Source organism: Nitrosomonas sp. Nm132 (assembly GCF_900100485.1).
Lineage (GTDB): Bacteria > Pseudomonadota > Gammaproteobacteria > Burkholderiales > Nitrosomonadaceae > Nitrosomonas.
This window is the reverse complement of the sequence record NZ_FNDH01000017.1, coordinates 1-23,090: the sequence shown is the minus strand read 5'-3', so window position 1 is coordinate 23,090 and position 23,090 is coordinate 1. Positions and strand designations below refer to the sequence as shown.

General features: G+C 44.4%; 22 protein-coding genes. 16 read left to right on the top strand and 6 right to left on the bottom strand.

Going from position 1 to position 23,090, the window contains the following annotated elements; genetic code table 11:
• Positions 1 to 256 precede the first annotated feature (256 nt).
• Positions 257 to 1,105, bottom strand: coding sequence for a thermonuclease family protein (locus BLP80_RS08040; protein ID WP_090542098.1), 849 nt, complete (start codon positions 1,103 to 1,105; stop codon positions 257 to 259).
• A 645-nt stretch (positions 1,106 to 1,750) separates the two neighbouring features.
• Between BLP80_RS08040 and BLP80_RS08030 the strand changes: the two genes are divergently transcribed.
• The 8 genes from BLP80_RS08030 to BLP80_RS07995 all read left to right on the top strand — a co-directional run bounded on the left by BLP80_RS08030 (position 1,751) and on the right by BLP80_RS07995 (position 6,854).
• Positions 1,751 to 2,560: an ABC transporter ATP-binding protein gene (locus BLP80_RS08030; RefSeq protein ID WP_090542094.1), complete on the top strand. Its 810-nt coding sequence runs from the start codon at positions 1,751 to 1,753 to the stop codon at positions 2,558 to 2,560.
• Positions 2,553 to 3,350 carry a lipid asymmetry maintenance ABC transporter permease subunit MlaE gene (gene mlaE / locus BLP80_RS08025; protein WP_090542092.1) on the top strand — a complete coding sequence of 266 codons (798 nt, stop codon included), beginning with the start codon at positions 2,553 to 2,555 and terminating at the stop codon, positions 3,348 to 3,350. Before BLP80_RS08030 ends, mlaE begins: the two co-directional genes overlap by 8 nt.
• A complete protein-coding gene (gene mlaD / locus BLP80_RS08020; protein ID WP_090542090.1) occupies positions 3,350 to 3,808 on the top strand; it encodes an outer membrane lipid asymmetry maintenance protein MlaD in 459 nt (152 codons plus the stop codon). Before mlaE ends, mlaD begins: the two co-directional genes overlap by 1 nt.
• 37 nt (positions 3,809 to 3,845) lie before the next feature.
• Entirely contained in the window at positions 3,846 to 4,466 is a 621-nt protein-coding gene (locus tag BLP80_RS08015) for an MlaC/ttg2D family ABC transporter substrate-binding protein (RefSeq protein ID WP_090542088.1), read from the top strand.
• 33 nt (positions 4,467 to 4,499) lie between these two features.
• Complete coding sequence (locus tag BLP80_RS08010; protein ID WP_090542086.1) at positions 4,500 to 4,799, top strand: STAS domain-containing protein; 300 nt, start codon at positions 4,500 to 4,502, stop codon at positions 4,797 to 4,799.
• A 50-nt stretch (positions 4,800 to 4,849) separates the two neighbouring features.
• Positions 4,850 to 5,764 (top strand): ABC transporter ATP-binding protein, encoded by a 915-nt coding sequence (locus BLP80_RS08005; protein WP_090542084.1) that lies wholly within the window; start codon positions 4,850 to 4,852, stop codon positions 5,762 to 5,764.
• The gene (locus tag BLP80_RS08000) at positions 5,761 to 6,516 is read left to right on the top strand and encodes an ABC transporter permease (RefSeq protein WP_090542082.1); all 756 of its coding nucleotides are present in this window, start codon (positions 5,761 to 5,763) and stop codon (positions 6,514 to 6,516) included. Before BLP80_RS08005 ends, BLP80_RS08000 begins: the two co-directional genes overlap by 4 nt.
• An 83-nt stretch (positions 6,517 to 6,599) precedes the next feature.
• Positions 6,600 to 6,854, top strand: a complete 255-nt coding sequence (locus BLP80_RS07995; protein WP_090542081.1) for a BolA family protein — start codon at positions 6,600 to 6,602, stop codon at positions 6,852 to 6,854.
• A 108-nt stretch (positions 6,855 to 6,962) separates the two neighbouring features.
• On the opposite strand, the gene BLP80_RS07990 is transcribed toward BLP80_RS07995, so the two are convergent.
• Both BLP80_RS07990 and BLP80_RS07985 read right to left on the bottom strand, forming a co-directional pair.
• Positions 6,963 to 8,474 carry a sensor domain-containing phosphodiesterase gene (locus BLP80_RS07990; protein WP_090542079.1) on the bottom strand — a complete coding sequence of 504 codons (1,512 nt, stop codon included), beginning with the start codon at positions 8,472 to 8,474 and terminating at the stop codon, positions 6,963 to 6,965.
• 46 nt (positions 8,475 to 8,520) lie between these two features.
• Positions 8,521 to 9,555, bottom strand: coding sequence for a phosphoglycerate mutase (locus BLP80_RS07985; RefSeq protein WP_090542077.1), 1,035 nt, complete (start codon positions 9,553 to 9,555; stop codon positions 8,521 to 8,523).
• Positions 9,556 to 10,071: 516 nt separating this feature from the next.
• On the opposite strand from BLP80_RS07985, the gene BLP80_RS07980 reads away from it, so the two are divergent.
• Genes BLP80_RS07980 through BLP80_RS07965 form a run of 4 tightly spaced genes read left to right on the top strand, consistent with a single transcriptional unit; the run spans position 10,072 to position 15,959 of the window.
• Positions 10,072 to 11,319: a TolC family protein gene (locus BLP80_RS07980; RefSeq protein ID WP_090542075.1), complete on the top strand. Its 1,248-nt coding sequence runs from the start codon at positions 10,072 to 10,074 to the stop codon at positions 11,317 to 11,319.
• A gap of 8 nt (positions 11,320 to 11,327) precedes the next feature.
• Positions 11,328 to 12,491, top strand: a complete 1,164-nt coding sequence (locus tag BLP80_RS07975; protein WP_090542073.1) for an efflux RND transporter periplasmic adaptor subunit — start codon at positions 11,328 to 11,330, stop codon at positions 12,489 to 12,491.
• A gap of 3 nt (positions 12,492 to 12,494) precedes the next feature.
• Positions 12,495 to 15,620, top strand: coding sequence for an efflux RND transporter permease subunit (locus BLP80_RS07970; protein WP_090542071.1), 3,126 nt, complete (start codon positions 12,495 to 12,497; stop codon positions 15,618 to 15,620).
• A gap of 12 nt (positions 15,621 to 15,632) precedes the next feature.
• A complete protein-coding gene (locus tag BLP80_RS07965) occupies positions 15,633 to 15,959 on the top strand; it encodes a P-II family nitrogen regulator (RefSeq protein WP_090542069.1) in 327 nt (108 codons plus the stop codon).
• Between the two features lie 30 nt (positions 15,960 to 15,989).
• On the opposite strand, the gene BLP80_RS07960 is transcribed toward BLP80_RS07965, so the two are convergent.
• Positions 15,990 to 17,291, bottom strand: coding sequence for a cryptochrome/photolyase family protein (locus BLP80_RS07960; protein WP_090542067.1), 1,302 nt, complete (start codon positions 17,289 to 17,291; stop codon positions 15,990 to 15,992).
• A gap of 17 nt (positions 17,292 to 17,308) precedes the next feature.
• Positions 17,309 to 18,217, bottom strand: a complete 909-nt coding sequence (locus BLP80_RS07955; RefSeq protein ID WP_090542065.1) for a TIGR01777 family oxidoreductase — start codon at positions 18,215 to 18,217, stop codon at positions 17,309 to 17,311.
• A gap of 320 nt (positions 18,218 to 18,537) precedes the next feature.
• Here BLP80_RS07955 and BLP80_RS07950 point away from each other — a divergent pair, with 320 nt between their 5' ends.
• From BLP80_RS07950 to BLP80_RS07935, 3 genes are all read left to right on the top strand, one after another.
• Entirely contained in the window at positions 18,538 to 19,314 is a 777-nt protein-coding gene (locus tag BLP80_RS07950; RefSeq protein ID WP_143002255.1) for a DUF2459 domain-containing protein, read from the top strand.
• Positions 19,315 to 19,851: 537 nt separating this feature from the next.
• Positions 19,852 to 20,955 carry a calcium-binding protein gene (locus tag BLP80_RS07945; protein WP_090542061.1) on the top strand — a complete coding sequence of 368 codons (1,104 nt, stop codon included), beginning with the start codon at positions 19,852 to 19,854 and terminating at the stop codon, positions 20,953 to 20,955.
• 624 nt (positions 20,956 to 21,579) lie between these two features.
• A complete protein-coding gene (locus BLP80_RS07935) occupies positions 21,580 to 22,692 on the top strand; it encodes a DUF4214 domain-containing protein (RefSeq protein ID WP_090542057.1) in 1,113 nt (370 codons plus the stop codon).
• A gap of 64 nt (positions 22,693 to 22,756) precedes the next feature.
• Here BLP80_RS07935 and BLP80_RS16260 read toward each other — a convergent pair whose 3' ends face one another.
• The gene (locus tag BLP80_RS16260) at positions 22,757 to 22,891 is read right to left on the bottom strand and encodes a hypothetical protein (protein WP_256325010.1); all 135 of its coding nucleotides are present in this window, start codon (positions 22,889 to 22,891) and stop codon (positions 22,757 to 22,759) included.
• On the opposite strand from BLP80_RS16260, the gene BLP80_RS16645 reads away from it, so the two are divergent.
• Positions 22,842 to 22,955, top strand: a complete 114-nt coding sequence (locus BLP80_RS16645) for a hypothetical protein (RefSeq protein WP_371128820.1) — start codon at positions 22,842 to 22,844, stop codon at positions 22,953 to 22,955. The two genes, BLP80_RS16260 and BLP80_RS16645, sit on opposite strands and share 50 nt — an antisense overlap.
• The last annotated feature ends 135 nt before the right edge of the window (positions 22,956 to 23,090 follow it).

The window sequence follows — 23,090 nt, the reverse complement described above, 5'->3', positions numbered from 1 at the left end:
TTCTCACCGTATTTCTGATTGGGTAATGAGGGAATAGAAGCAGTCAACTAGTAAGGCAACCGGGATTAACCCGAATATTTCATAAATTGGCACGTGCCCTCACTTGTCTTTTGATTAATAAGAAAGATTTTGCTCAGCCGGGTGTATGAATCACTACACCCCTCCTTCTCAAGATTTCCCTATTAATCAAAATCCTGCGTGATCATCACGCAAATTTATGAAATATTCGGGTTAATTGATGAATGATAGGGTGCAGTCAGCGCAGGACAAGCGCACTGGGGTGATGAATTAATATCGAATAATGATCATTTCGACGTGATACCCATCCACGAATTTCCAGTGGTTTATGAAGGTAGCTTTCCAGCGCTGGAAATAAAGCAAGGTTGTCATTGTCGATTCGAATATCGATCTTACTGTTGAAAATCAGACGACTATAACGTTTGGTTCGTTTCAATGAAACGGGCGTTCCCAGGAAACGCTGCCAGCCACGTGATTTCTGCGATATCTGTGTGAGTGGTCGTGGCTTATAGTCAGGCAGCGACCAAATCCCTAATTTTTGTCTTTCTGCTCGTTGTTGTGCTCTGATCATTGCATCAGCATAACGAAGATTTGGAGGTAGCAAATTCACCATAGCCAATCCTTTTTCTACCAGCATGAGATTCAGGTGTTCCCCATTTGACAGGTGTAGATGAGCAAGCAATCTTTCGTAATGATCCTGTTTCTGCCAATCATATTCCAAGGACACGTTCCGGCCTTGAAGTTTTTTTTGTAGCCATTCTTTCGCGGCCATGCCACCTGGCTCACCATCGCGATAACGGCTTTCGATTTCAGGCGCATTGATGCCGAGTAATCTTACGCGCTCCCCCTTTTTTAGCACGATGGTATCCCCATCTAGCACTTTGGTAACTTGATGCAAGGATCGCTGAATGGGAGTTGGCAGTCTGATTGGCTTGGCATCAGGGGTAGGGGCATCTGAATAGGTGACTCTACCTTGTGCATCTTTCGAGCGGTAGATTGTGTCAGCGGAACAGGCAGGCAGGTATAAACAAATGAAAATCGCCAATAAGCGGGATAATATTTTTATGGTCGGTTTTATGTATTGCATTACTTTATAATGGATTTGTATAGTACCTTTTATTGAGTAGTGGGCTAGCTGTAGCTCTACTATTTAAGGCAACTTGCAACCTTTCTCGAAGAGAATGATTTGCCGTGGAAATTGATAAAACGATTGATGCGGCTTCGAGCCGATATCGGTATTGAATGCAGTTGCATCGATTATTTTTTTTACAGTGCAGCAGTACTGCTGTTTTTTTATTGTAGCTGGTGCTTCTGCGGAATTACCAAATATCATTTGGTTCTCAGGTTTGATGGTCTTGGCCATTTTTAACCCGAATATTTCATAAATTCGCGTGATGATCACGCAGGATTTTGATTAATAGGGAAGTTTTGAGAAGGAGGGGTGTAGTGATTCATACACCCGACTGAGCAAAATCTTTTTTATTAATCAAAAGATAAGTGAGGACACGTGCCAATTTATGAAATATTCGGGTTAATAATATCATTGGCTCGTATATGCGGGTACTGGAATAAAGCATGATCTCAGAGCGCATCTACCAACATTTTGTAGAAGAATAGTCACGAGTTGCTAATTTTTTATAAATAATCAAAAGATGAAGGCATATTCATGAGGAATCTAGATTAAAATTCAACATTCTGCTTAAATATATAATTCCATAGTTAGTTGTAAGCAATGTCTGAACCCCTGATCGAGATCAAAGATCTCGCCTTTTCCTATAGTGCTCGTCCCATTCTGAAAAGCGTCAATATGACCATGTCTCGAGGCAAGGTCATTGCTATCATGGGAGGAAGCGGTTCTGGTAAGACTACCCTATTGCGTTTGATCGGGGGAGAAGTCAAGCCCACTGCAGGTTGCGTCAAAGTCGCGGGTCAGGTAGTACATAAACTCGGGAGGAATGATTTATTTAGATTACGCAGAAAAATGGGTATGTTATTTCAATTTGGTGCTTTGTTTACCGATTTGTCTGTGTTCGACAATGTTGCCTTTCAGATGCGCGAGCATACTAACCTCCCAGAATCTATGATCCGTGATTTGGTATTAATGAAACTACATGCCGTGGGTTTACGCGGCGCATATCATCTGATGCCGGCAGAACTTTCTGGGGGTATGGCTCGGCGTGTTGCCTTAGCTCGTTCAATTGCACTGGATCCCATGCTGATCATGTATGACGAACCTTTTACCGGCCTGGATCCGATTTCGTTAAGCGTCATTGGCAGTCTGATCCGTCGATTGACCGATGCGCTGGGTATGACTTCGATCGTGGTTACCCATGATGTGCAGGAATCTTTAAAAATTGTAGATTATGTTTATTTCCTTGCAGATGGGGTCATCACTGCTCATGGCACCCCGGCAGAAGTGAAGGAATCAGTCACTCCGTTTGTTCATCAATTTGTTCATGGTGAGGAAGATGGCCCCGTCCCTTTTCATTATCCTGCAGAAATGTATCAAGAAGACTTGAGGTTGGAGACACATTTTGCCTAAACGCATTATTACCAGTATCCAGGCTATTGGGCATCGGGTGATTGACGGCATTTGGCGTTTAGGCTGCGCGGCGCGGTTTTTTGTCCTGGTGTTGCTGAAATCGATGACCAGTTTTCTGCGCTTTACTCTGGTTATACGTGAGATTTATTTCGTTGGGGTATTATCCCTCATCATTATTCTGGTATCCGGCCTGTTCGTTGGAATGGTATTGGGATTACAGGGGTATGAGACACTACAGAAGTATGGCTCTGAATCAGCAGTGGGTACGCTCGTGGCGCTGTCTCTGGTGCGAGAACTGGGTCCCGTGATGTCGGCGTTGCTGTTTGCGAGCCGTGCGGGTTCTGCGATCACTGCAGAAATCGGTTTGATGAAAGCGACTGAACAGCTATCTGCGATGGGAATGATGGCGGTGGACCCGATTGCACGCATAGTCGCGCCACGCTTTTGGGCGGGAGTCATTTCCATGCCTCTGCTGGCAGCCATGTTTTCTGTGATGGGTGTATTTGGAGGGTATTTAGTGGCTGTTGTTTTTATTGGGGTTGACGAGGGTTCATTTTGGTCGTCAATGCAGAATGCGGTAGATTTTCGTTATGACATCGTAAATGGCGTGATCAAAAGCTGTTTCTTTGGCGTGGCGGTTACAGCGATAGCGGTTTTTGAAGGATTTGATGCCCCTCCTACAGCTGAAGGGGTATCCGGTGCAACGACCCGTACGGTAGTGACCTCTGCGCTGGCAATTTTGGGATTGGACTTTGTTTTAACTTCTTTTATGTTCAGGGGAGTGGATTGATGCAGCGAACAATAATGGATTTCTGGGTTGGATTGTTCGTGATGACCGGAATGGGCGCGTTGCTGATACTCGGATTAAAAGTTGGGAACCTGACGACTTATAACACGGGTGAAAGCTATACCCTCATAGGAAATTTTGAGAATATTGGTGGTCTTAAAATTAGAGCACCTGTTAAAAGTGCGGGGGTAGTGGTGGGGCGCGTCACCGATATCCAATTTAGCTTAGAGACTTACGATGCGGTCGTGACGGTGGGGATCAATGCTTACTATCGATTTCCTAAGGATACATTTGCTAGCATACTGACATCTGGATTACTTGGAGAGCAATATATTGGCTTGTCACCCGGAGGCGATGAAGAAATGTTAGCGGAAGGTGACAAGATCATGAAAACCAATTCAGCTATGGTTCTAGAGGAAATGGTCGGGCGCTTTCTGTTCGATAAGGCTGCCGAGGATTAAAGATTTTTGATGATTGACAAATTTTGGTGAGGTAGACATGAAAGCACTTATTCAAAAAATTATTCTATTGTTGGCTTCTTTTTTGCTAATTCTTCCGTTATCAGCAAAAGAGATGGCACCCGATCAGTTGGTAAAAAGCACAGTTGATGAAGTCATTACCATTCTTAAGCAAGATGATGGTATTAAAAAAGGTAATAAAGATCGTGTGCTTGATCTAATAGAAACTAAAATACTTCCTCATTTTAATTTTACCCGCATGACCCGGCTAGCAATGGGGAAAAACTGGTCTAAGGCTGAGCCTCAGCAACAGAAAGTGTTGGTGAGTGAATTCCAGACTTTGCTCGTGAGAACTTATTCCAATGCATTAACGAATTACCGTGATGAAGTAATTGAAGTTGCGCCCTTAACGTCCCAACCTGATGCCAAGAGCACCACAGTTAAAACACGTGTCATCCAAGGTCGTGGCAGAGAACCTGTTCCAATTGAATACAGCATGGAGAAAACTGATAAAGGCTGGAAGGTATATGATGTAATCGTTGCTGGAGTAAGTCTGGTAACGAACTATCGAAGCTCTTTTAATAGTGAAATTAGAAAAACGGGAGTAGATGGTTTGATTGCAACACTCACCAAGAAGAATAAATCACTAGAAGGTCAATAAATAATCATATTTTTTGATAACGCATTCAAAGTAATGGCAATTCAGCGTGAGGGTAGAAGAGTTTACGTGCGTGGCTCTATAATCGTCGATAATGTAGTTGAAATTACCCAGCAGGGAATTGCTTTGTTTGATGAAGATGGTCTGGTGGTCGATCTGGGAGAAGTTACTGAGGTTGATTCATCGGTTATTAGCATGCTATTTGAGTGGTTGCGCATGGCTCATGCCAGGAATCAGCAACTCTATTTTGTTAATTTACCAGAGAATCTAAGCAGCCTGGTACAGTTATACAGCGTGGCTGATTTTATCCCGCTCGATACCAATATCGTAAAATAAATTGCCTTTGTTTTATCTGATAGCCGCCACTCTTCAGAGTTAATTCCTCTATGACCGCAGCAATTGAAATTCAACAGCTTAGTAAGCGTTATGGTGCATTATCTGCGCTGGAAGATATTGATCTTTCCATTAACCCTGGTGAGTTCTTTGCTTTACTGGGTCCGAATGGCGCAGGAAAAACGACGCTCATTAGTATTCTTGCTGGATTGACGCTGGCAACGAGAGGACACGCAAGAATCATGGGACATGATGTAGTAACTGACTACAGTCATTCACGCAAGAACCTTGGAGTGGTCCCCCAGGAGCTGGTGTTTGATCCATTTTTTACCGTAAGGGAAGCATTAATCATTCAATCTGGTTATTATGGCATAAGAAAAAATGATGCCTGGGTTGATGAGATCCTGCATCGTCTGGATCTTACTGATAAAGCCGATACCAATATGCGTGCGCTATCAGGTGGAATGAAGCGGCGCGTATTGGTAGCCCAGGCTCTGGTGCACAAACCTCCTGTGATCATTCTGGATGAACCTACGGCCGGGGTCGATGTGGAGCTACGGCAGGCACTATGGGTTTTTATAAAACAGCTCAATCGAGATGGTCATACAATTGTCCTAACTACGCATTACCTTGAAGAAGCAGAAGCGCTATGCAACCGTGTTGCTATGCTAAAGCAGGGTAAAATTGTTGCATTGGATAGTATCCGTAATCTGATCAATAGTGTTCAGGGTTTCTCCATTCAGCTTCGGCTTTCTACCGAGATATTGCCGGCTGCTTTACAGGAGTGGCCCAAAAGTAGTTATGAGGGTTTGCATATTTTCAAAATAAAAGATTATTTCCAAGTTGAAACGTTGCTTGCAGTATTGCGTGCAGAGAATATACAAGTACTGGAAATGCAATTGCAGCAGCCGGATCTAGAAGAGGTTTTTGTGAAAATCATGGGCGTTGAACCTTTGGGGGTATCATGACTGGTTTTTACACATTGTTTTATAAGGAGTTACTGAGATTCTGGAAAGTAAGCTTCCAGACCATACTGGCTCCAATTTTGTCCAGTCTGCTTTATTTGCTGATTTTTTCACATGTACTGGAAACGCGTGTACAGATTTACCAAGGTATTGCATATACTGCCTTCTTGGTTCCAGGTTTAGTCATGATGGCTGTGATGCAGAACGCTTTTGCTAATTCATCCTCCAGCCTGATTCAGTCGAAAATATCCGGTAACCTTGTATTTATTCTGTTGTCGCCTTTGTCTTATCTGGAGATTTTTCTCGCCTATGTGTGGGCATCGGTAGTGCGCGGATTATTAGTAGGTTTAGGTGTCTATGGTGTGACGATGATATTGTACGAAGTGCCAGTACAGTTGCCTTTATGGATTTTATTGTTTGCGATTGCAGGAAGTATGCTGCTTGGTGCACTGGGTATAATTGCTGGTATTTGGTCAGAAAAATTTGATCAACTCGCTGCTTTCCAAAATTTTATTATCTTGCCACTGACCTTTTTATCAGGTGTATTTTATTCGATTTACTCACTGCCTCCCGTTTGGCAATATATATCACACTTGAATCCTTTCTTTTATATTGTTGACGGACTTCGCCACGGTTTCCTGGGTACATCGGATATTTCACCCTACTTCAGCCTGGCAGTTGTGATATTGTGTTTAGCAGTAGTTTCATGCCTGACATTATGGATGTTAAAGAGTGGTTATAAAATTCGCCATTAGCCCGAATTTTGTTAGATTTTCTTATTTGCGTTTTAGCAACAATAAAATCTAACGATGTATTTATTTTATCTAAAGGATCAAGAATGATTACCTCAGATCATATTAAACAATGTATTGCAACATCTTTACCATGTGAATGGGTTCAGGTAGAAGGCGATGATGGGCGTCATTTTAGCGCCGTTATTGTGAGTGAACAGTTCCGGGGAAAAAGCATGATTCAGCAACATCAACTTGTTTACCGTGCTTTGCAGGATAAGATGGAGCAAGAGGTTCATGCACTATCTATGAAAACGCTCACACCTGAACAATGGGAAGAGTATAAGCGAGTTGGGCAGTAAGCTCAGAGCTTGTCCATGCTATATATTCTCTATTATGAAATGGAGATAATGGAGTGCCACTATGATTGCTACTATAGGATGCTATTTTCTGCTAAAACTGATCTGCGTTTATTTAAGTTCTTTAAGTAACTGTGGTTGTGCAATACCTAATCCCTGAGCGAAATCGACACTTATTTCATGTAATTTCTCAATAATTTCAGGTGATTCAACAGATTCTGCAATAGTTTGGATCTTCATGAGATGCGCTATCCGGTTAATTTCATTTACTCTGGCTAGATCTGCTGGATCATTCAACATATTACAGATCAAACTTCCATCTATTTTCAGGAAATCGACTTTGATATTTTTGAGTAAGTTAAATGAAGTTCGATCATGACCAAAGCCAGATAAGGAAACATTGCAACCTATCTGTCTGATCTTTTGTGAAAAGATTGCAGCATTCGGGAAGTTTGATTTGGCATCTGACTCTTCAATTTCGAAGCATAATGCTTGTGCAGGAATATTGGATTCCTGCAACTGTTTTTTAACAAAATCAATAAACTGGGGATCACTCAACGTATCTTTGGCAAGGTTAATATAAACGGTTATGCCTGAATTTATTTTGTGCGTGCATAACCATTTGGTCATATAACTGACAACCCAGCGATCCAGTCGTGGCATCAGATGATATTTCTCGACAAAAGATAAAAATGCTCCAGGGGGTATAAGATTATTTTCCTCCTCAACCATCCTGATCAAGATCTCATAGTATGCGCATGGATTTGAGTCTTTTTTTGTCGATAGGATATTTTGGCAATATAAATGGAATTTACCTTGTTCAATAGCCTGAATAACCTGTGCTGCAGAGCCAATCGGTACAGATGAAGGATGCTTGTTTTCATTTCCGCTACTTGACTCATCATCATTGCTGCTATCTTGTATCAGAATATTTTCTGATTTTGTTTGTTCTTGGGTTATATCTGAGAATTGCTCGTTCTCTTTCAAAATGCGGGGCGTATACAGGGTATAAAATCCGATGACTTTCCCTTTTGAATCAAAATGTGGCACGAATTGCTCACTAATGAGGCATGTTGAACCATTGGCTAATTTTTGTATTCGTTTATTTTGTACTATCTCGCCAGCCAAAATATTATTGATGCTGCGCTTAAGTCCATAATAAAAACGTTCACTTAAAAATTCTCGTGTAAATCGATTGTCGATTTGCTCCGCATTCAACCCAAACCAGAGGCGATAAGCGCGATTATGGTAACGGCATTGCTGCTCAGTATTAAAGTATGCGAGCATGACTGGAAAATTTTCATCAACAATTTGTAATCTGGTTTTATTTTCTGAGAAAGTTTTTTCGGCCCAGAGCCGATACTTGATTTCATTAGTAAGTCTTTCTTTATTAGCTATAAATAATGCCAGATGTTTTGCAAAAGCTTTTTCTGTGCGCGTGATCTGAGCGATCATGGCAAATAGCGCTGCGATCAGAATAATCCACAGGATATGAATAATCTGTGGCTCTAGTCCAAGCATAAAGTAGTTGGCGGCAATAAGAGATCCTGTTACGGTAACGGCAAGGCTTGCTATGAGATAGGGTTTGATGCCACTAAATTTGAGAGATATTTGTGCGCTCATCTTCTATGACTATTAATAAAAATTATGTACAAAAAACTGAATTTGATCATTTTGCATAATTTGATAAAGATTTAGTTCTAACCCAAAATTTCCATAAACTGCTAGGTGTCATTACAAAATTTCTTATGTGATTCTCATTTAATGCAGTAATCGTCAATTGAGAGATTTTTCCTTGTCTCATTGCTTCGAGTAAGGGTGTAAACCAGCTATGTTCTAATGAGCTCAAAGATTGACGCCATTCATATATATTCTTGTACTGTGTTTTTCCCCACAAAGTATCAAGAATCACTAACTGGTTATTGGGTCCGGTTGAATGTTGCCACACTGTTGCATCATGAGGGAGTGGATAATGCGCTATGCCACTTGCAACTGCTAGGGCATGGGCGAAAGCATGATCACACCATACTTGATTAAAAGTCGAGCGTATAACCTGTGGCATAATTCCTCCTCCCCAGAACCAGATGCTATTGATTGCCAATTCGCCACGTGCTTCTCTTTCTTGGTTAAGCTGATGATCATGTAGCAGCATTTGTATCTCGTTAAAAATGTTATGCCATATTGAACTATCTTCGCCAGCTGGTAACAGATTATTGATGTTTTTACCAACCGTCTCACTGAGTAGCCGAGTTTGCAAGTTAGGTGTTTTGTTGATACGGACATACCAGCGATCAGGGTAAAGTGGTAAAAAAAATATTCCACTTTTGTTGAAATACTGATTGAGAATTTCGGCAAATTGCATCGATTCCTTTAAGGAAATCGTAAAAATTTGACTATCGGCCATCAGAATATGATTGTTCTCAATACGGAGATGAACTGGATCAGCGCGTAGCCAATACTCGTTGCGAGTTTGTTCTGCGTCTGTTCCATCAATATGTAACATGATAGGTGCGACCGGCCAGTCTTGCTGTTTAGACACACCGAAAGCCTGACATAGCCATTCTTCTATCGCTTGAGATCGGCTCTCAGTATAGTGGCTTTTTGCCAGGATCCTTTCCAAAGCAGGTAAAGATAAATCACTATAAACTTCTGTTCTTTTAGTTTCAGGCCAAAATAAGCCAGGAATGAGGAGATGTAGCTTCATAAATCATATGTAACCATTTAATGGATAATAGAAAAAAATTATTGTTAATTAGGCTTTATAAGCGAGGAACAAAGTGACGAATAGGTGAAGTAGAAATTATAAGATATGGATAGGATGATTGGAGCTATATCCCTTTTGGAGAAATTTCTTTAGCCAATATGTTATTAGGGTTAATATTCTCGATACGGTAAGTCACGATAGCAAACTGCCTATGCTAATTTAGCGGAATCATTCAAGCGCTCAGAAATCAGGAATTTATTAAGTAGCATTTTTGTTATTCAGTTTTATCCAGCTTGTTCAGCTTGGATTCATTTTCTACTGCGTATAGTTGTTGCTGATTAATTAAATTCTGATCAGTAGAAACAAGTAAGTATCTGTTATGTGAAATAATGCCAATGTCCACTAAATCATAAACAAATACATGATTGATGATCTATCATGTATTTGCACGATTAGATATGCACTGATAACTTCATTAAAAATTGAAAGATTACTAATAGTCCAGAGTTTTCCCATATGCAGAAATTTTATATCTTACTCTGCTTATTTTTTTCCTTTAGTTCTTTTGTTTGGGCTAAAGAAGCAGTTACCCAGTACTCTATTGAAGAGATCCAGCGATTGGGGTTGGAAGCTAATGGTTTGGTTCATGCAGCTCGATCGCAAGTCAATATTGCTGAGGCAGGGGTAGTGAGTGCATCTGCTTTTCCTAATCCCGAAGTTACTTTTATGGCCGGTCCAGATACGCCTCGACTTCCATTTGAACTTACCGGTCCGTCATCGATGCAGCGGCAAGTAACAGTAACTCAACCTTTAGAAAATCCTTTTTTCCGAAGCGCCCGAATCGGATCAGCAGAAGCAGGTGTCGAAGCTAGTCGCGCTAATCTGGATCAGGTACGTGCGGATCTCGCGGCACAATTGCGCATACGTGCTTATGAGCTATTGCTTCGTCAAAAACAAGCAGATATGGAATCGAGTATTTTCGATTTGATGGAAGAGATACAGCGACGTATCAAGCTAAGTGTTGAGGTGGGTGAGTCTGCACGTTTTGAATTGATTCGTGCTGATACCGAAGTGATGACTGCGGCAAGCAGAAAAGAGGCTGCGTTGTTAAATGCGGAAAGAGCGAGGGTTGCGCTTTTTCAGCTCACTGCGGGCAGATTACAATCTGATTTTGAGATAATTGCTTCCCTTAATGATCCGGTTCAATTGCCTGAGCTCGAAGAACTGCATAAACAGATTATCACAACTAATCCTGATATCTTACGTTTGGAAGCTGAGCAAGATCGTGCACGTCTGCGTATCGACCAGGAGCGTGCTTCCGTTTTACCTTCAGTGAATATTCTGTATAGCAATTATCAGGATAAGCAATTCACTTCGAATACCGCTGGGCTAAGCGTTAAAGTTCCTTTGTTTTACCGGCGTCGTGGTGAAATTGATAGTGCCATATTTGATTCCGCACGTGTGCGTGATACCTTGGAATATCGACGTTATGAAATCAATCGGCTACTTGAGTCCGCTTGGCAGGCCATGCAGATTGCAAAACGGAGAGTGGAGATGTATGAGGGCGGCATCATTCAGGAGGCTGAATCTGCATTACGTGTAGCAGAAGCCGCTTTTCGTTTAGGTGAACGTGGTTTTATCGAAGTGCTCGATACGCAACGTGTGTTGCGTGGCGCACGCGCAGAGCTATTGCAAGCCTATTTTGAATTACAGTCAGCCGCTACCGAAATCGATCGATTACGTGCGCATTATCCCAAGGAGTAAATCTTCGCATGAATGTTCAAGCTCTAATTACTGGCGCTGTATTTCTTGTTGCTCTGTTTTTAGCCGCATGTGATAAGAATGATTCTTCAGTGCCTCAGGCTGAAGAGACGACGCAAGCAAAAGTAACTGATCCAAATAGCATCATCCTCAAACCAGAAATGATACAGCGCATCAAGATCGGAAAACCAGAAGTCATGGATGTGGCGGATAAAATAAAAGTACCGAGTCAAATCGAAATAGATCAGCATAAGCTGATTCGAGTAGGTGCAAACGTCACTGGGCGTATCGTTGAGGTTTCCGCCAAGCTTGGTGATGAAGTAAAAATAGGTACCGTTCTGGCGCGAATAGCCGGTCCAGAACTAACGCAAGCACAACTGGCATATTTACGTGCGAATTCAGTGATGCAGCTTGCAGAAAGGGCGGCTGCGCGTGCGCAACAGCTCTTTACGGCCGATGTGATTGGTGCGGCTGAATTGCAGCGTCGTGAGTCTGAACTGCAAGTGTCTCGTGCCGAATACAGTGCAGCAAAAGACCAATTACGCTTATTAGGAGTGGATGAGAAACCCTTGCATGATTTACTGAAGCGTGGACAGATACTTCCTTCTGTGCCCATTACTGCTTCCATGCCTGGTACTGTTGTTGAACGTAATGTTGCGATTGGTGAGGTTGTGCAACCTGCAGATAAATTATTTACGGTGGCTGATTTATCGACGGTTTGGGCGACGGGTGACGTGCCGGAGCATATTGCACGTCATGTGATGGAAGGGCAGCATGTGGAGATTAAGATTCCAGCATTAGGTGACATCAGTTTTGATGGTGTCATCATTTTTGTCGCTGATACCGTTAATCCATTGACCCGGACGGTCATGGTACGCACGGAAGTGGAGAATCCGAAGCGCAAACTCAAACCTGCCATGCTGGCTAAAATGCATATTACTGAGAATCCTCATAGAAGCCTGGTAGTGCCTGAAAGTGCCGTGGTGCGAGATTCCAACATCGATTATGTATTTGTTGATCAAGGTAATAATCACTTCCTGCGTGTTCCTGTTGAACTGGCGCAGGAAATCAATGAAATGCGTCCTGTGCTCAATGGATTGACCGATGAGCGGAATATCGTACTGGAAGGTGCTTTTCATCTTGATAATGAGCGCAAGCTCGCTGAATTGGAATAGATCATGCTTGCTTCGATCGTACGCGCAATGCTTAAGCAACGCCTTATCGTTGCGGTTATCTCACTCATTTTAGTGGGGGCAGGTTTTCAAGCAGCTCAAAAATTATCCATTGATGCTTTTCCTGATGTCACCAATATACAGGTGCAAGTTGCTACCGAAGCGATCGGCCGTAGTCCTGAGGAAATGGAGCGAATTGTCACCGTTCCGATCGAAATTGCGATGACGGGCCTGCCCGGTCTAGTTGAAATGTGCTCACTAAACAAAAGTGGCTTATCCATCATTACGCTGGTGTTTACCGATGAGACGGATGTTTATTTTGCCCGCCAACTTGTCATGGAACGGATGATCGGCGTGGCGGACAGGATGCCACCAGGGGTAACTCCGGTGCTTGGGCCCGTATCGACTGGATTGGGCGAAGTCTATCAATATAATCTTGAGCATCCAGATGATGGTGAGCGTCAATTAACTGTGGAAGAGCTGACTGAACGGCGTACCATCCAGGATTGGATGGTACGCCCCATGTTACGTTCAATTCCCGGTGTCGCGGAAATCAATTCCCAGGGGGGGTTCGCCAAGCAATATCATGTGCTGGTTAATCCCGATCAGTTGCGTCATTACGACTTGACACTCGCACAGGTCGACATGGCGATTGCCAATAATAACGCGAATGCGAGTGGTAATATCTTGGCGCTGCAATCTGAACAATATCTGATCCGGGGTGTTGGCCTTATTAATACTTTGCAGGATATTGAAGATATCGTGCTGAAAGAGATTAAAGGGATACCGGTGTTTGTGCGCGATGTGGCTGAAGTCAGATTTGGATCGGAAGTGCGGGCGGGTGCTAATATCAAGAGTGGTTATACTGAAGCTGTCTCGGGTATCGTCATGATGCTGAGAGGGGGGAATGCCAAGGAGATCGTCGAACGGATAAAGTTGAAAGTTGCAGACATTAACGAACGGAATCTATTGCCGGGTGGCCTGCAGATTGTTCCTTTCTATGATCGGACTGATCTGGTCGATGCGGCAATATGGACGGTGACTAAGGTGCTGATCGAAGGTATTTTGCTCGTCATCATCATATTGTTCATATTTTTGGGCGATGTTCGTTCCAGCCTGATCGTGGTGGCAACACTCATTATCACGCCGTTGGTTACTTTCATGGTAATGAATCAGCAGGGCATCTCAGCCAATTTGATGTCATTGGGAGGGTTGGCGATCGCGATTGGGCTGATGGTCGATTCAACGGTGGTGGTCGTGGAAAACGTATTTCACCGCTTGGGCCATACCAGTGGTACCCGCGAATCGCATCTGCGCACGATTGTTGATGCTGTTGCGGAAGTAGGTACACCGGTGATATTTGGAATTTCCATTATCATTCTGGTGTTCTTACCGCTGATGACTCTGGAAGGGATGGAGGGAAAAACATTTAGCCCGCTTGCGTATACCATCGCCATAGCGCTAGCGATCTCGCTGGTCGTTTCATTAACGTTATCACCCGTATTGTGTTCCTATATCCTTAAAGGAGGCGCCGATCATGATACGAAAATTATCGCTTTTCTCAAATCGGGATATCGGCGTTTGCTTAATGCGGCTTTGGCCAGTGAAAAAAAGACGATCATGGTTGCAGTAGGTTTATTGGGGTTGTCATTTGTCTTGTTTCCCCTCCTGGGTAAATCGTTCATCCCTATCATGAAAGAAGGTTCGATTACGCCTGTGATCATTCGGGTGCCTTCTATTTCACTCGATGAATCCTTAAAAATTGAAACAGAAGCCATGAAAATGATTGCTGCTATTCCCGGGGTGAAGAGTGTGGTGGCTAAAGTCGGTCGTGGAGAATCACCGGCTGATCCTGCCAGCCCTAATGAGTCTGATCCTATTGTGAACATTGATCCGGCATCGGGTCGTACCCAGGAAGAAGTTGAAGAAGATATCCGTAAAGCACTGTCAGTTCTACCGGGGGTGCAGATTGTTTTATCCCAGCCAATAGCGCAAAGGGTGGATGAAATGGTGACCGGGGTACGGTCACAAGTCGCAGTCAAGATTTTTGGCGATGATTTGGATAAATTGAGAGAATTGTCCGAGCAGGTGGCGCGTATTATAAAGTCTGTACGGGGCGCGCGTGATCTGCGCATTGAACGCTTATCCGGTCAGCAATCGCTGACGATCGATATCGACCGACGCGCCATTGCACGTCATGGGCTGAATGTTGCCGATGTGAATGAACTCATTGAAACTGCGATTGGCGGCAAGATAATCACCAATGTATTCGAAGGCGAACGGCGTTTTTCCTTGGTGCTGCGTTATCCAGAGCATTTTCGTAATAATGTGGATGCCATCCACGATCTGTTATTACGTACCCCTAGCACGGCAGCAGGTGTTGACGGCGCAATAGCGGGAGGCGGGGCGCTAATACCGCTTCACGCTGTTGCGAGAATTCGGGTTATTGATGGACCTGCCCAGGTATCGCGAGAATTTGCTAAACGGCGTGTGGTGGTGGGCGCTAATGTGCATGAGCGTGATCTCGGAGGTTTTGTTGCTGAATTGCAGCAACGTACTGCCAAGGAAATTAAATTACCGTCCGGTTATCACTTTGAGTGGGGTGGACAATTCGAGAATATGGAGCGTGCTATGGATACGCTATCAGTGATCGTTCCGTTGACTATTGCGGCCATATTTTTCTTATTATTCTTGCTGTTCAATTCAATCAAGCTAGCGGGACTCATTATTCTCGTTTTACCTTTTGCTTCGATAGGGGGGGTGATCGGCCTGTTCGTCACCGGTGAATATCTGTCGGTACCTGCGTCAGTAGGCTTTATTGCGTTATGGGGGATTGCCGTATTGAACGGTGTGGTATTGATTTCCTATATTCGTAAGCTGCGTGAAGAGGGCGTCAATGTTGCTGAAGCGGTTACCCGTGGCTGTGAACAGCGTTTCCGTCCAGTTCTGATGACAGCAACTGTGGCGATGCTAGGTTTGGTGCCATTCCTATTTGCTACCGGCCCAGGCTCAGAAGTGCAACGACCTTTGGCCATTGTGGTGATCGGAGGGTTGATTACTTCTACTTTATTGACTTTGGTAGTCCTCCCTACATTGTATCGCTGGTTTGATGAAAAACCCCTGGAAGCATGAGGAGAGTCTATTATGAAAGAAGTTCGTGCCATTATTCGTCCTTTGCGCCTGAACCAATTACGCAACGCACTGCATAGCATACCTGAATTTTTCAGTTTAGTAGTGTGCAAAGGTGAGGGATTTTCCACGGCTATCGGACAGCAGCATCAAACAGTGCGTGAAGAATTAACCGATTTTACGGACAAGATCCTGGTAACGGCACTAGTCAACGATGAGATGGTAAATATCATCGTTGACATAATCGTACGAGAATGCCAAACGGGCCTACCGCATGATGGCGTGGTGTGGGTTGTGCCGGTTGAGACTGCCTACCGCATTCATGATAAAGGTGTGCTCTGAGATCCTTACTTCTTTTAATCTTAGCTACAGTCAGCTAACAGCCTGTCGACAAATTTCCAGGTAGCGCGCGCGTGCGAAGGCGTGGTCGACGATTGGTTTAGGATAAGTAGAGGCATGCAAATCCTTTACCCAGGTCTGTATATATTCGAAGTCTTTATCGAATCTTTTGATTTGAGTGGTGGGATTGAAGACCCTGAAATAGGGTGCGGCATCAACGCCACATCCTGCTATCCACTGCCAGTTGCCGACATTACTTGCCATTTCATAATCCAATAATTTTTCTGCAAAATAAGCTTCACCCCAGCGCCAGTCGATTAACAGGTGTTTGCACAAAAAGCTGGCTGTGATCATGCGCACACGATTGTGCATAAAACCGGTTGCATTGAGCTGACGCATACCTGCATCTACCAGGGGATAGCCTGTCATCCCTTCACACCAGCGTTTGAACTCAGCTTCGTTATTTGACCATTGAATGTGGTCAAATAACGACTTAAAACTTTTATTCTGGGTATGGGGAAAATGCCACAGAATTTGGCAAAAAAATTCTCGCCAGATCAGCTCATTGCAAAAGGTTTCACTGACTGGGTGTGCCACCTGAAGAATTTTGCGAATGCTCACCGTGCCAAAGCGTAGATGAGGCCCTAGCTGAGAAGTGCCTGCTATGGCTGGAAAATCTCTGTCACGCTCATAATGCTGCAGTAACTCGTAGTTAAGCCGGTAAGGAGGTATGGCGATAGTTGATCGGCTAAAACCTATGTCAGCCAGTGATAGATCAGGCAGGGGAGATTGCTGGATCAGATTCATCAATTTCGTTCCGGTTGGATGAATGATAAGCGTCGTATGACTCTGAATGGCTTTCCATTTGCGCATATAAGGCGTGTAAACGACATACGGACTGCCATCTTCCTTAGCAACTTCATCTTTTTCAAACAGAACATGATCCTTACAAGTATGGAAATCCACCGATTTTGACCGTAACCATTTGCGCACCACATCGTCACGCTCTCGCGCATAAGGTTCATAATCATGGTTGGTATATACGGCAGCAACAAGATATGAACGCAAGATGTGATCAAATACATCAAGCGGCTTTCCATGATAGAGCGCAAGTGAGCGGCTAAACTGCGCTTGAAGTCGAGTCCGCATCATTTGCAAGGTATCGTAAATGAACGTGACACGAGCATCGTCACGAGGCAAGCTATCCAGAATAAACGGGTCAAAAATGAAAATGGGCAGGACAGGTCGTCCGGATGCCAAGGCTTGAGAAAATCCCGCATTGTCTTCCAGACGCAAATCTTGCCGAAACCAGAAAACGGACAGTGGTGTCGTCACGTTCGATGCGCTGAGTGCTAAATTTTCCCGAACAAATCCTCTAGTGCAATAGGTAAATCCGTAAATTTAAATTTAAAGCCATACTCCTGTAGCAATTTTGTGGGGGCGATGTGATAGCTATTCAGAGCCAGGGCCGCGGCTTCGCCTAACGCCAGTTTCAGGATAAAAGCCGGGGTAGGGAAGAAGGTGGGGCGATGCAACGCCTTGCCAAGGGCGGCAGCAAATTCGCGGTATCGTACCGGCTTGGGTGAAACAGCGTTTACCGGACCGTGATAGCGAGTGTCCAGTGCAGCGGTTATGTATACCGATACTAGATCGTCAATATGAATCCATGAGAGCCACTGACGACCATGACCGACAGGTCCACCCAATCCTACCCTGAATACCGGCAGGAGTTTATCCACCATGCCGCCATCACCCAGTACTACCCCTGTGCGAATGCTGACCCGGCGCACACCCTTGTTTTCGATTTTTGCGGCCTCCATCTCCCAGTCACGGCAGATGGTCTGCATGAAACTTCCTTGGGCAGGCACCGCATAGGTTTCATCATAAATACCTTCTCCTTCGCCTGGGTAAATACCAATAGCCGAGCCACAGACAAAACATTCTAGAGTGGAAGGGGCTGCTGCTACTAGCTTGCGGGCGCTGACAATGCGTGATTCATAAATTTCGCGCTTGCGTTTGTCAGTCCAGCGGCCGCCGCCCAGATTCTCACCCATCAGGTGAATGATAATCTGGGTATTCTCCAGTGCTTCAGGAGGCACTTCCTCTGTAGCATAATTCCAGTCAAAAGCCGGTACCCCCAGTTTCTGGCGTGCCCGCACGCCATTGCGACTGAGTACCTTGATCGTGTGATGGTCTTGCTTAAGGCGCTGTACCAGGTGCCGACCTATGAATCCTGTTGCGCCAGTAATGAGTATATTCATTTTTTGACAATTTCCAGGTTGATGATTAGTCAGTTCAAGTATTAAATAATAGCTGGTTGGTCCATACTTTAATAACTTGGTTTATCTGCAGAAAACCATTCCAAGCTGAGCAAATCCTGATATGTTAGCTAGCGTCAATTTACTCTTGAACTCATGCATTATGAAATTAATTGGTGGCTATTCGGATATCAAGATACGCTTTTTCCAGCCAAATGACAAAATGAAAAATCCATACGATAGAAATAGATGCAATGAAACGATTTAAATTGTGTGCAGTGATGACTGGTTGTAATCTTATTGTTTGATTATTTTTCAACATCTTGAAATTTGACTTAGATCAGGCTCCGAGTAAGCGTTTTGTTCGCGCTATTGCAATGTGCTTCTCGGTTAACATGCTGCTCTCGGCCTGTGTCTCGCCAGTTGAGGGCTTATGGCCACCGCCTCCTGATTCTACTATGCGAACTATCTATGTATCACTCGATGCATGGCATGCAATGATCGCTTTTCCACAGAGTAAGGAGCTGGCGACAAATAACGGACAACCAGAAAGACACCTGCTTCCTCGGGCCTCCTCTTTCCTTAATCATTCACTGCTATCTGCTCCTAATCAGTACTTCGAAGAGTGGGGTTATGCCGAGCGTGCCTGGTATCTGGAAGGTCGCAGAGGAGTAACGGGTGTCATACGGGCACTTTTCTGGCCGACTGAGGGAGTGGTCGAGATTGGGTGGTACGACCAGGTATGGGCAGAGCGCACGCACCAGCCTCCTTCTGATCTTTTTATCTTTCATGTGAGTGAAGAGGGCTATCGGCGGCTGCGTGGTCATCTTCAGGCCACGATAATGCACCATAACCCCGTCGCTGTTTCCGATTCGTCTCTGTTTTATTCCGCAAAACATTCTTACCACGCTTTTCATACCTGCCATCAGTATGCAGCGCAGGCTTTGAGAAAAGCAGGCCTGCCCCTTTCGCCGTTTTGGGCTTTCAACAGATCTTCATTTGCCTGGCAATTGCGCCACGCCGCACAGATCGCAGAGAAACAACCGGCAAACATGCTACTTGAACAGAAGGACGGGACAAGGCAGACAGGGTTGTTTTAAGAATCAACTAAAGAAGTAACCCGGAAAGTGAGGTAAATAACTCACTGGGTTAGCCTGAATATTTCATGAATTCGCGTGATGATCACGCAGGATTTTGATTAATAGGGAAGTTTTGAGAAAGAGTGGTGTAGTGATTCATACACCTGACTGAGCAAAATCTTTCTTATTAATCAAAAGGCAAGTGAGGACACGTGCCAATTTATGAAATATTCGGGCTAGGTGGGAATATAAACATCGTGATTTCAAATCTTGTTTATTCGCCAGCGTTGGGAAAGCCTTGGGATATTTTTGAAGCATCGGGAATAAGCATTATCCTTCCGCGACATAAAGCAGTTACCCACAGCCTTATCCACGGAAATTGTGGATAATAAGGTTTAGCTCATAAAATTTATGCTTATGGTCAGGTCGAGCCTAATTGATGGAACCTTCAAGGCCTGGTATTGCCTTTTGTCAATTTTAGCTTGGCAAGTTTTAGCGGAGTATGTGCGATAGAATTTCTATCGAATTTATGTCCATTCCATTGGCTGGGAGAGTCCTATGTCATTTCATCTATACCGTATTAACGAGCTTTATTCCGACGCTAATGGTGTCATCCAGTTTATAGAAATGTCGGTCGGCGCCGATAATGGGGAATCGTTCTGGATCAATCAGACCATTTCGGTCACGCAAGGCAGCGTTACGCATGCTTTCAGGTTTCCCGTCAATCTTCCCAATACATTCACAGCCAACACGACGGTGCTCATTGCCACACAAGGTTTTGCCAATCTTGGAGTGGTAACGCCGGATTTCATTGTTCCTGATGGATTTTTGTTCACCAGTGGTGGCGCGACTGTCGATTTTGCCAATGTCGACGAGGTGATTTATGCCTCGCTGCCGCTCGATGGTATCCACTCGATCGACCACAATGGCACGATCGGAGTTAATTCGCCCAAGAATTTTGCTGGCGTGACTGCAACCATCCATAGTCATTCGATTGCGGGGAGCGATAACGCAGACAATCTCATTGGAACCGCTGGCGATGATACGATTCAGGCTAGGGCGGGTAACGACTTTTTGAACGGACAAGCGGGCAATGATTTACTGGATGGAGGCGCTGACACAGATACCGCGGTCTATAGCGGCAACAGGGCGGAATATGCGATCAACGCAACGGCATCCGGTTTCAGTGTAACCGGCCCGGAGGGCAATGACACGCTGCCTGGCATTGAGCGATTCGATTTTCTGGATAAAAATCTCGCATTTGATCTGGCACAGGGCCAGGCAGCCGGAAATACCGTGCGCCTCATCGGTGCGGCTTTTGATGCCCACAACATCACCCCTGAATTTGTGGCAATCGGGCTGCAATTATTCGATAATGGCCAGTCGATGCTGCAAGTCAGTCAACTGGTCGTCAATACGCCGCTGTTCATTTCGCTAGCAGGCTCATCGAATAATGTCGATTTCGTCAATCTGGTCTACCAAAACGTAGTAGGCGAACCGCCTTCGCCAGCAGAGCGAGATTTCTACGCTGGATTGTTGCAAGGGAGCGGAGGCACCATGATTCAGGCTGAGCTGTTGGTGCTGGCTGCAAACACCAGTGTGAACGAGACCAACATCAATCTCGTCGGGTTATATCAGAGCGGCGTTGAGTACGGTGGTTGAACCGTTCTGCTGCACCCCGCCAACGATTTGTTATCGATTTTGTTAGCAAGGCTGCAAATGATTACTCACACCGTTTGTATCGCTATGTTTAATCTGCACCATACAGCGAGTCTAGGATTTATCGCGATTGGCCGCAGCTCAACAAAATCGTCGCGGTGTTGGTTTGTTTATTCGCCAGTGTTGAGAAAAAGCCTTGGGATCTTTTTAAAGCAGCGGGAATAAGCATTATCCTTCCGCGACATAAAGCAGTTACTCACAGCCTTATCCACGGAAATTGTGGATAATAAGGTTTTGGCTGTATCGCCATCATTTCGCAATCCGGTAAACTGCTGTTCTACATTAAACCCGAATATTTCATAAATTCGTGTGATGATCACGCAGGATTTTGATTAATAGGGAAGTTTTGAGAAGGAGGGGTGTAGTGATTCATACACCCGACTGAGCAAAATCTTTCTTATTAATCAAAAGACAAGTGAGGGCACGTGCCAATTTATGAAATATTCGGGTTAACTACATATCATATTAGGTCTTTTTATTCATTAAATTACTATCACTCTCGGAAAATGTGCGATAGAATTTTTTCCCGGTCGTTGTTTATCCACTTCATTGGTAAGGAGGGCTTCCATGTCATACCACATCAACGAGCTTTATACGGACATTAGTGGCAAGATTCAGTTTATAGAAATATCACTTGATCCCGTTAATGGGGAAACATTTCGCATAGATCAGACAATTAGAGTCACTCAAGATGGCTCAACTACAGCTATCAGATTACTCAAAGATCTTCCCAATCCTAACACTGCTGGCGCGACAATACTCGTCGCAACACAAAGCTTCGCCAATCTTGGCATTGTGACTCCGGATTTTATTATTTCTGATGATTTTTTATTTAATTGTGGCAGTGCGACCGTCAGTTTAATAAATTCCGACCATTCGACTTCAGACGCAATGACCTATTTCTCGTTGCCGATCGATGGCATGAATGCGATCAATCATGATGGCGTGTTCGGGATCAATTCACCCAAGAATCTCGCTGGCGCGACCGGAACCGTCCCCGGCAATGAAACGGTAGGTGCTACCGATGGCGCAGATAATCTCGTTGGGACCGCTGGGGACGACATTATTATGGCTAAGGCTGGTAATGATATTTTGAACGGGCTTGCGGGTAATGATAAATTGGATGGTGGTGCCGGTGCGGATACCGTAATCTTTAGTGGTAACAGCTCAGATTATGTAATCAGCGCGCATGGATCCTGTTTTAATGTGAGCGGGCCAGATGGCAACGACGATCTGTACAATATAGAGCGGGGCCACTTTCTCGATAAAAATCTCGCAGCTGATCTTGCCCAGGGCCAGGCTGCAGGAAATACCGTGCGCCTCATCGGCGCGGCCTTTGATGCGAACAATATCATTCCTGAGTACGTAGCGATCGGGCTACAGCTATTCGATAGCGGTCAATCGATGCTGCAAGCCAGCCAGATGGTCGTCAATACGCCGTTGTTCATTTCGCTGGCAGGCTCATCAAGTAATGTCGATTTTGTCAACTTTGTCTACCAAAACGTAGTAGGCGAGCAGCCTTCGTCAGCAGTGCGAGATTCTTATGTTGAGATGCTGCAAGGCAGCGGAGGCACCATGACTCAGGCTGAGCTGTTGATACTGGCTGCAAATTCTAGTGTAAACGAGGCCAACATCAATCTCGTCGGACTATATCAGAGCGGCGTTGAGTACAGCGGCTGAAATGCCCAGTCTGTACCTCATTAACGAACAATTTGTGATCCATTTTAAAATGGATCACAAATAATTATTTACCGTTTTTATCACTATAACTTGTCGCAGAGTCAGGAAATAAAAACCGACTAGCAACCATGCTGTTTGCGGCAAGCAAATTGTCCGTATTTATTGGCGCACCGCTGGCATTGATATTGGTTTCGGCCATTGATGTTCTATTGAGCGATGTGATTTCTCATATATCAGCGCAAAACATTTACCCTCTAATGTGAATTAAGAGCTAACTCGTAAAAAATTCCAGAAAAACAGAGTCGCAGCCAGCTTTCCAAATACATGCACCATAAGCCCTTTATAAGAACGAACTTGACTCACACATTCAATGCCTGTCTTTTCTTCAATCCAGGCAA

Bases quoted from the DNA above. Each gene is read 5' to 3' on its own strand.
- BLP80_RS08040 (WP_090542098.1), bottom strand. From the start codon at position 1,105: ATGCAATACATAAAACCGACCATAAAAATATTATCCCGCTTATTGGCG.
- BLP80_RS08030 (WP_090542094.1), top strand. From the start codon at position 1,751: ATGTCTGAACCCCTGATCGAGATCAAAGATCTCGCCTTTTCCTATAGT.
- mlaD (WP_090542090.1), top strand. From the start codon at position 3,350: ATGCAGCGAACAATAATGGATTTCTGGGTTGGATTGTTCGTGATGACC.
- BLP80_RS08015 (WP_090542088.1), top strand. From the start codon at position 3,846: ATGAAAGCACTTATTCAAAAAATTATTCTATTGTTGGCTTCTTTTTTG.
- BLP80_RS08010 (WP_090542086.1), top strand. From the start codon at position 4,500: ATGGCAATTCAGCGTGAGGGTAGAAGAGTTTACGTGCGTGGCTCTATA.
- BLP80_RS08005 (WP_090542084.1), top strand. From the start codon at position 4,850: ATGACCGCAGCAATTGAAATTCAACAGCTTAGTAAGCGTTATGGTGCA.
- BLP80_RS08000 (WP_090542082.1), top strand. From the start codon at position 5,761: ATGACTGGTTTTTACACATTGTTTTATAAGGAGTTACTGAGATTCTGG.
- BLP80_RS07995 (WP_090542081.1), top strand. From the start codon at position 6,600: ATGATTACCTCAGATCATATTAAACAATGTATTGCAACATCTTTACCA.
- BLP80_RS07990 (WP_090542079.1), bottom strand. From the start codon at position 8,474: ATGAGCGCACAAATATCTCTCAAATTTAGTGGCATCAAACCCTATCTC.
- BLP80_RS07985 (WP_090542077.1), bottom strand. From the start codon at position 9,555: ATGAAGCTACATCTCCTCATTCCTGGCTTATTTTGGCCTGAAACTAAA.
- BLP80_RS07980 (WP_090542075.1), top strand. From the start codon at position 10,072: ATGCAGAAATTTTATATCTTACTCTGCTTATTTTTTTCCTTTAGTTCT.
- BLP80_RS07975 (WP_090542073.1), top strand. From the start codon at position 11,328: ATGAATGTTCAAGCTCTAATTACTGGCGCTGTATTTCTTGTTGCTCTG.
- BLP80_RS07970 (WP_090542071.1), top strand. From the start codon at position 12,495: ATGCTTGCTTCGATCGTACGCGCAATGCTTAAGCAACGCCTTATCGTT.
- BLP80_RS07965 (WP_090542069.1), top strand. From the start codon at position 15,633: ATGAAAGAAGTTCGTGCCATTATTCGTCCTTTGCGCCTGAACCAATTA.
- BLP80_RS07955 (WP_090542065.1), bottom strand. From the start codon at position 18,217: ATGAATATACTCATTACTGGCGCAACAGGATTCATAGGTCGGCACCTG.
- BLP80_RS07945 (WP_090542061.1), top strand. From the start codon at position 19,852: ATGTCATTTCATCTATACCGTATTAACGAGCTTTATTCCGACGCTAAT.
- BLP80_RS07935 (WP_090542057.1), top strand. From the start codon at position 21,580: ATGTCATACCACATCAACGAGCTTTATACGGACATTAGTGGCAAGATT.
- BLP80_RS16260 (WP_256325010.1), bottom strand. From the start codon at position 22,891: ATGGCCGAAACCAATATCAATGCCAGCGGTGCGCCAATAAATACGGAC.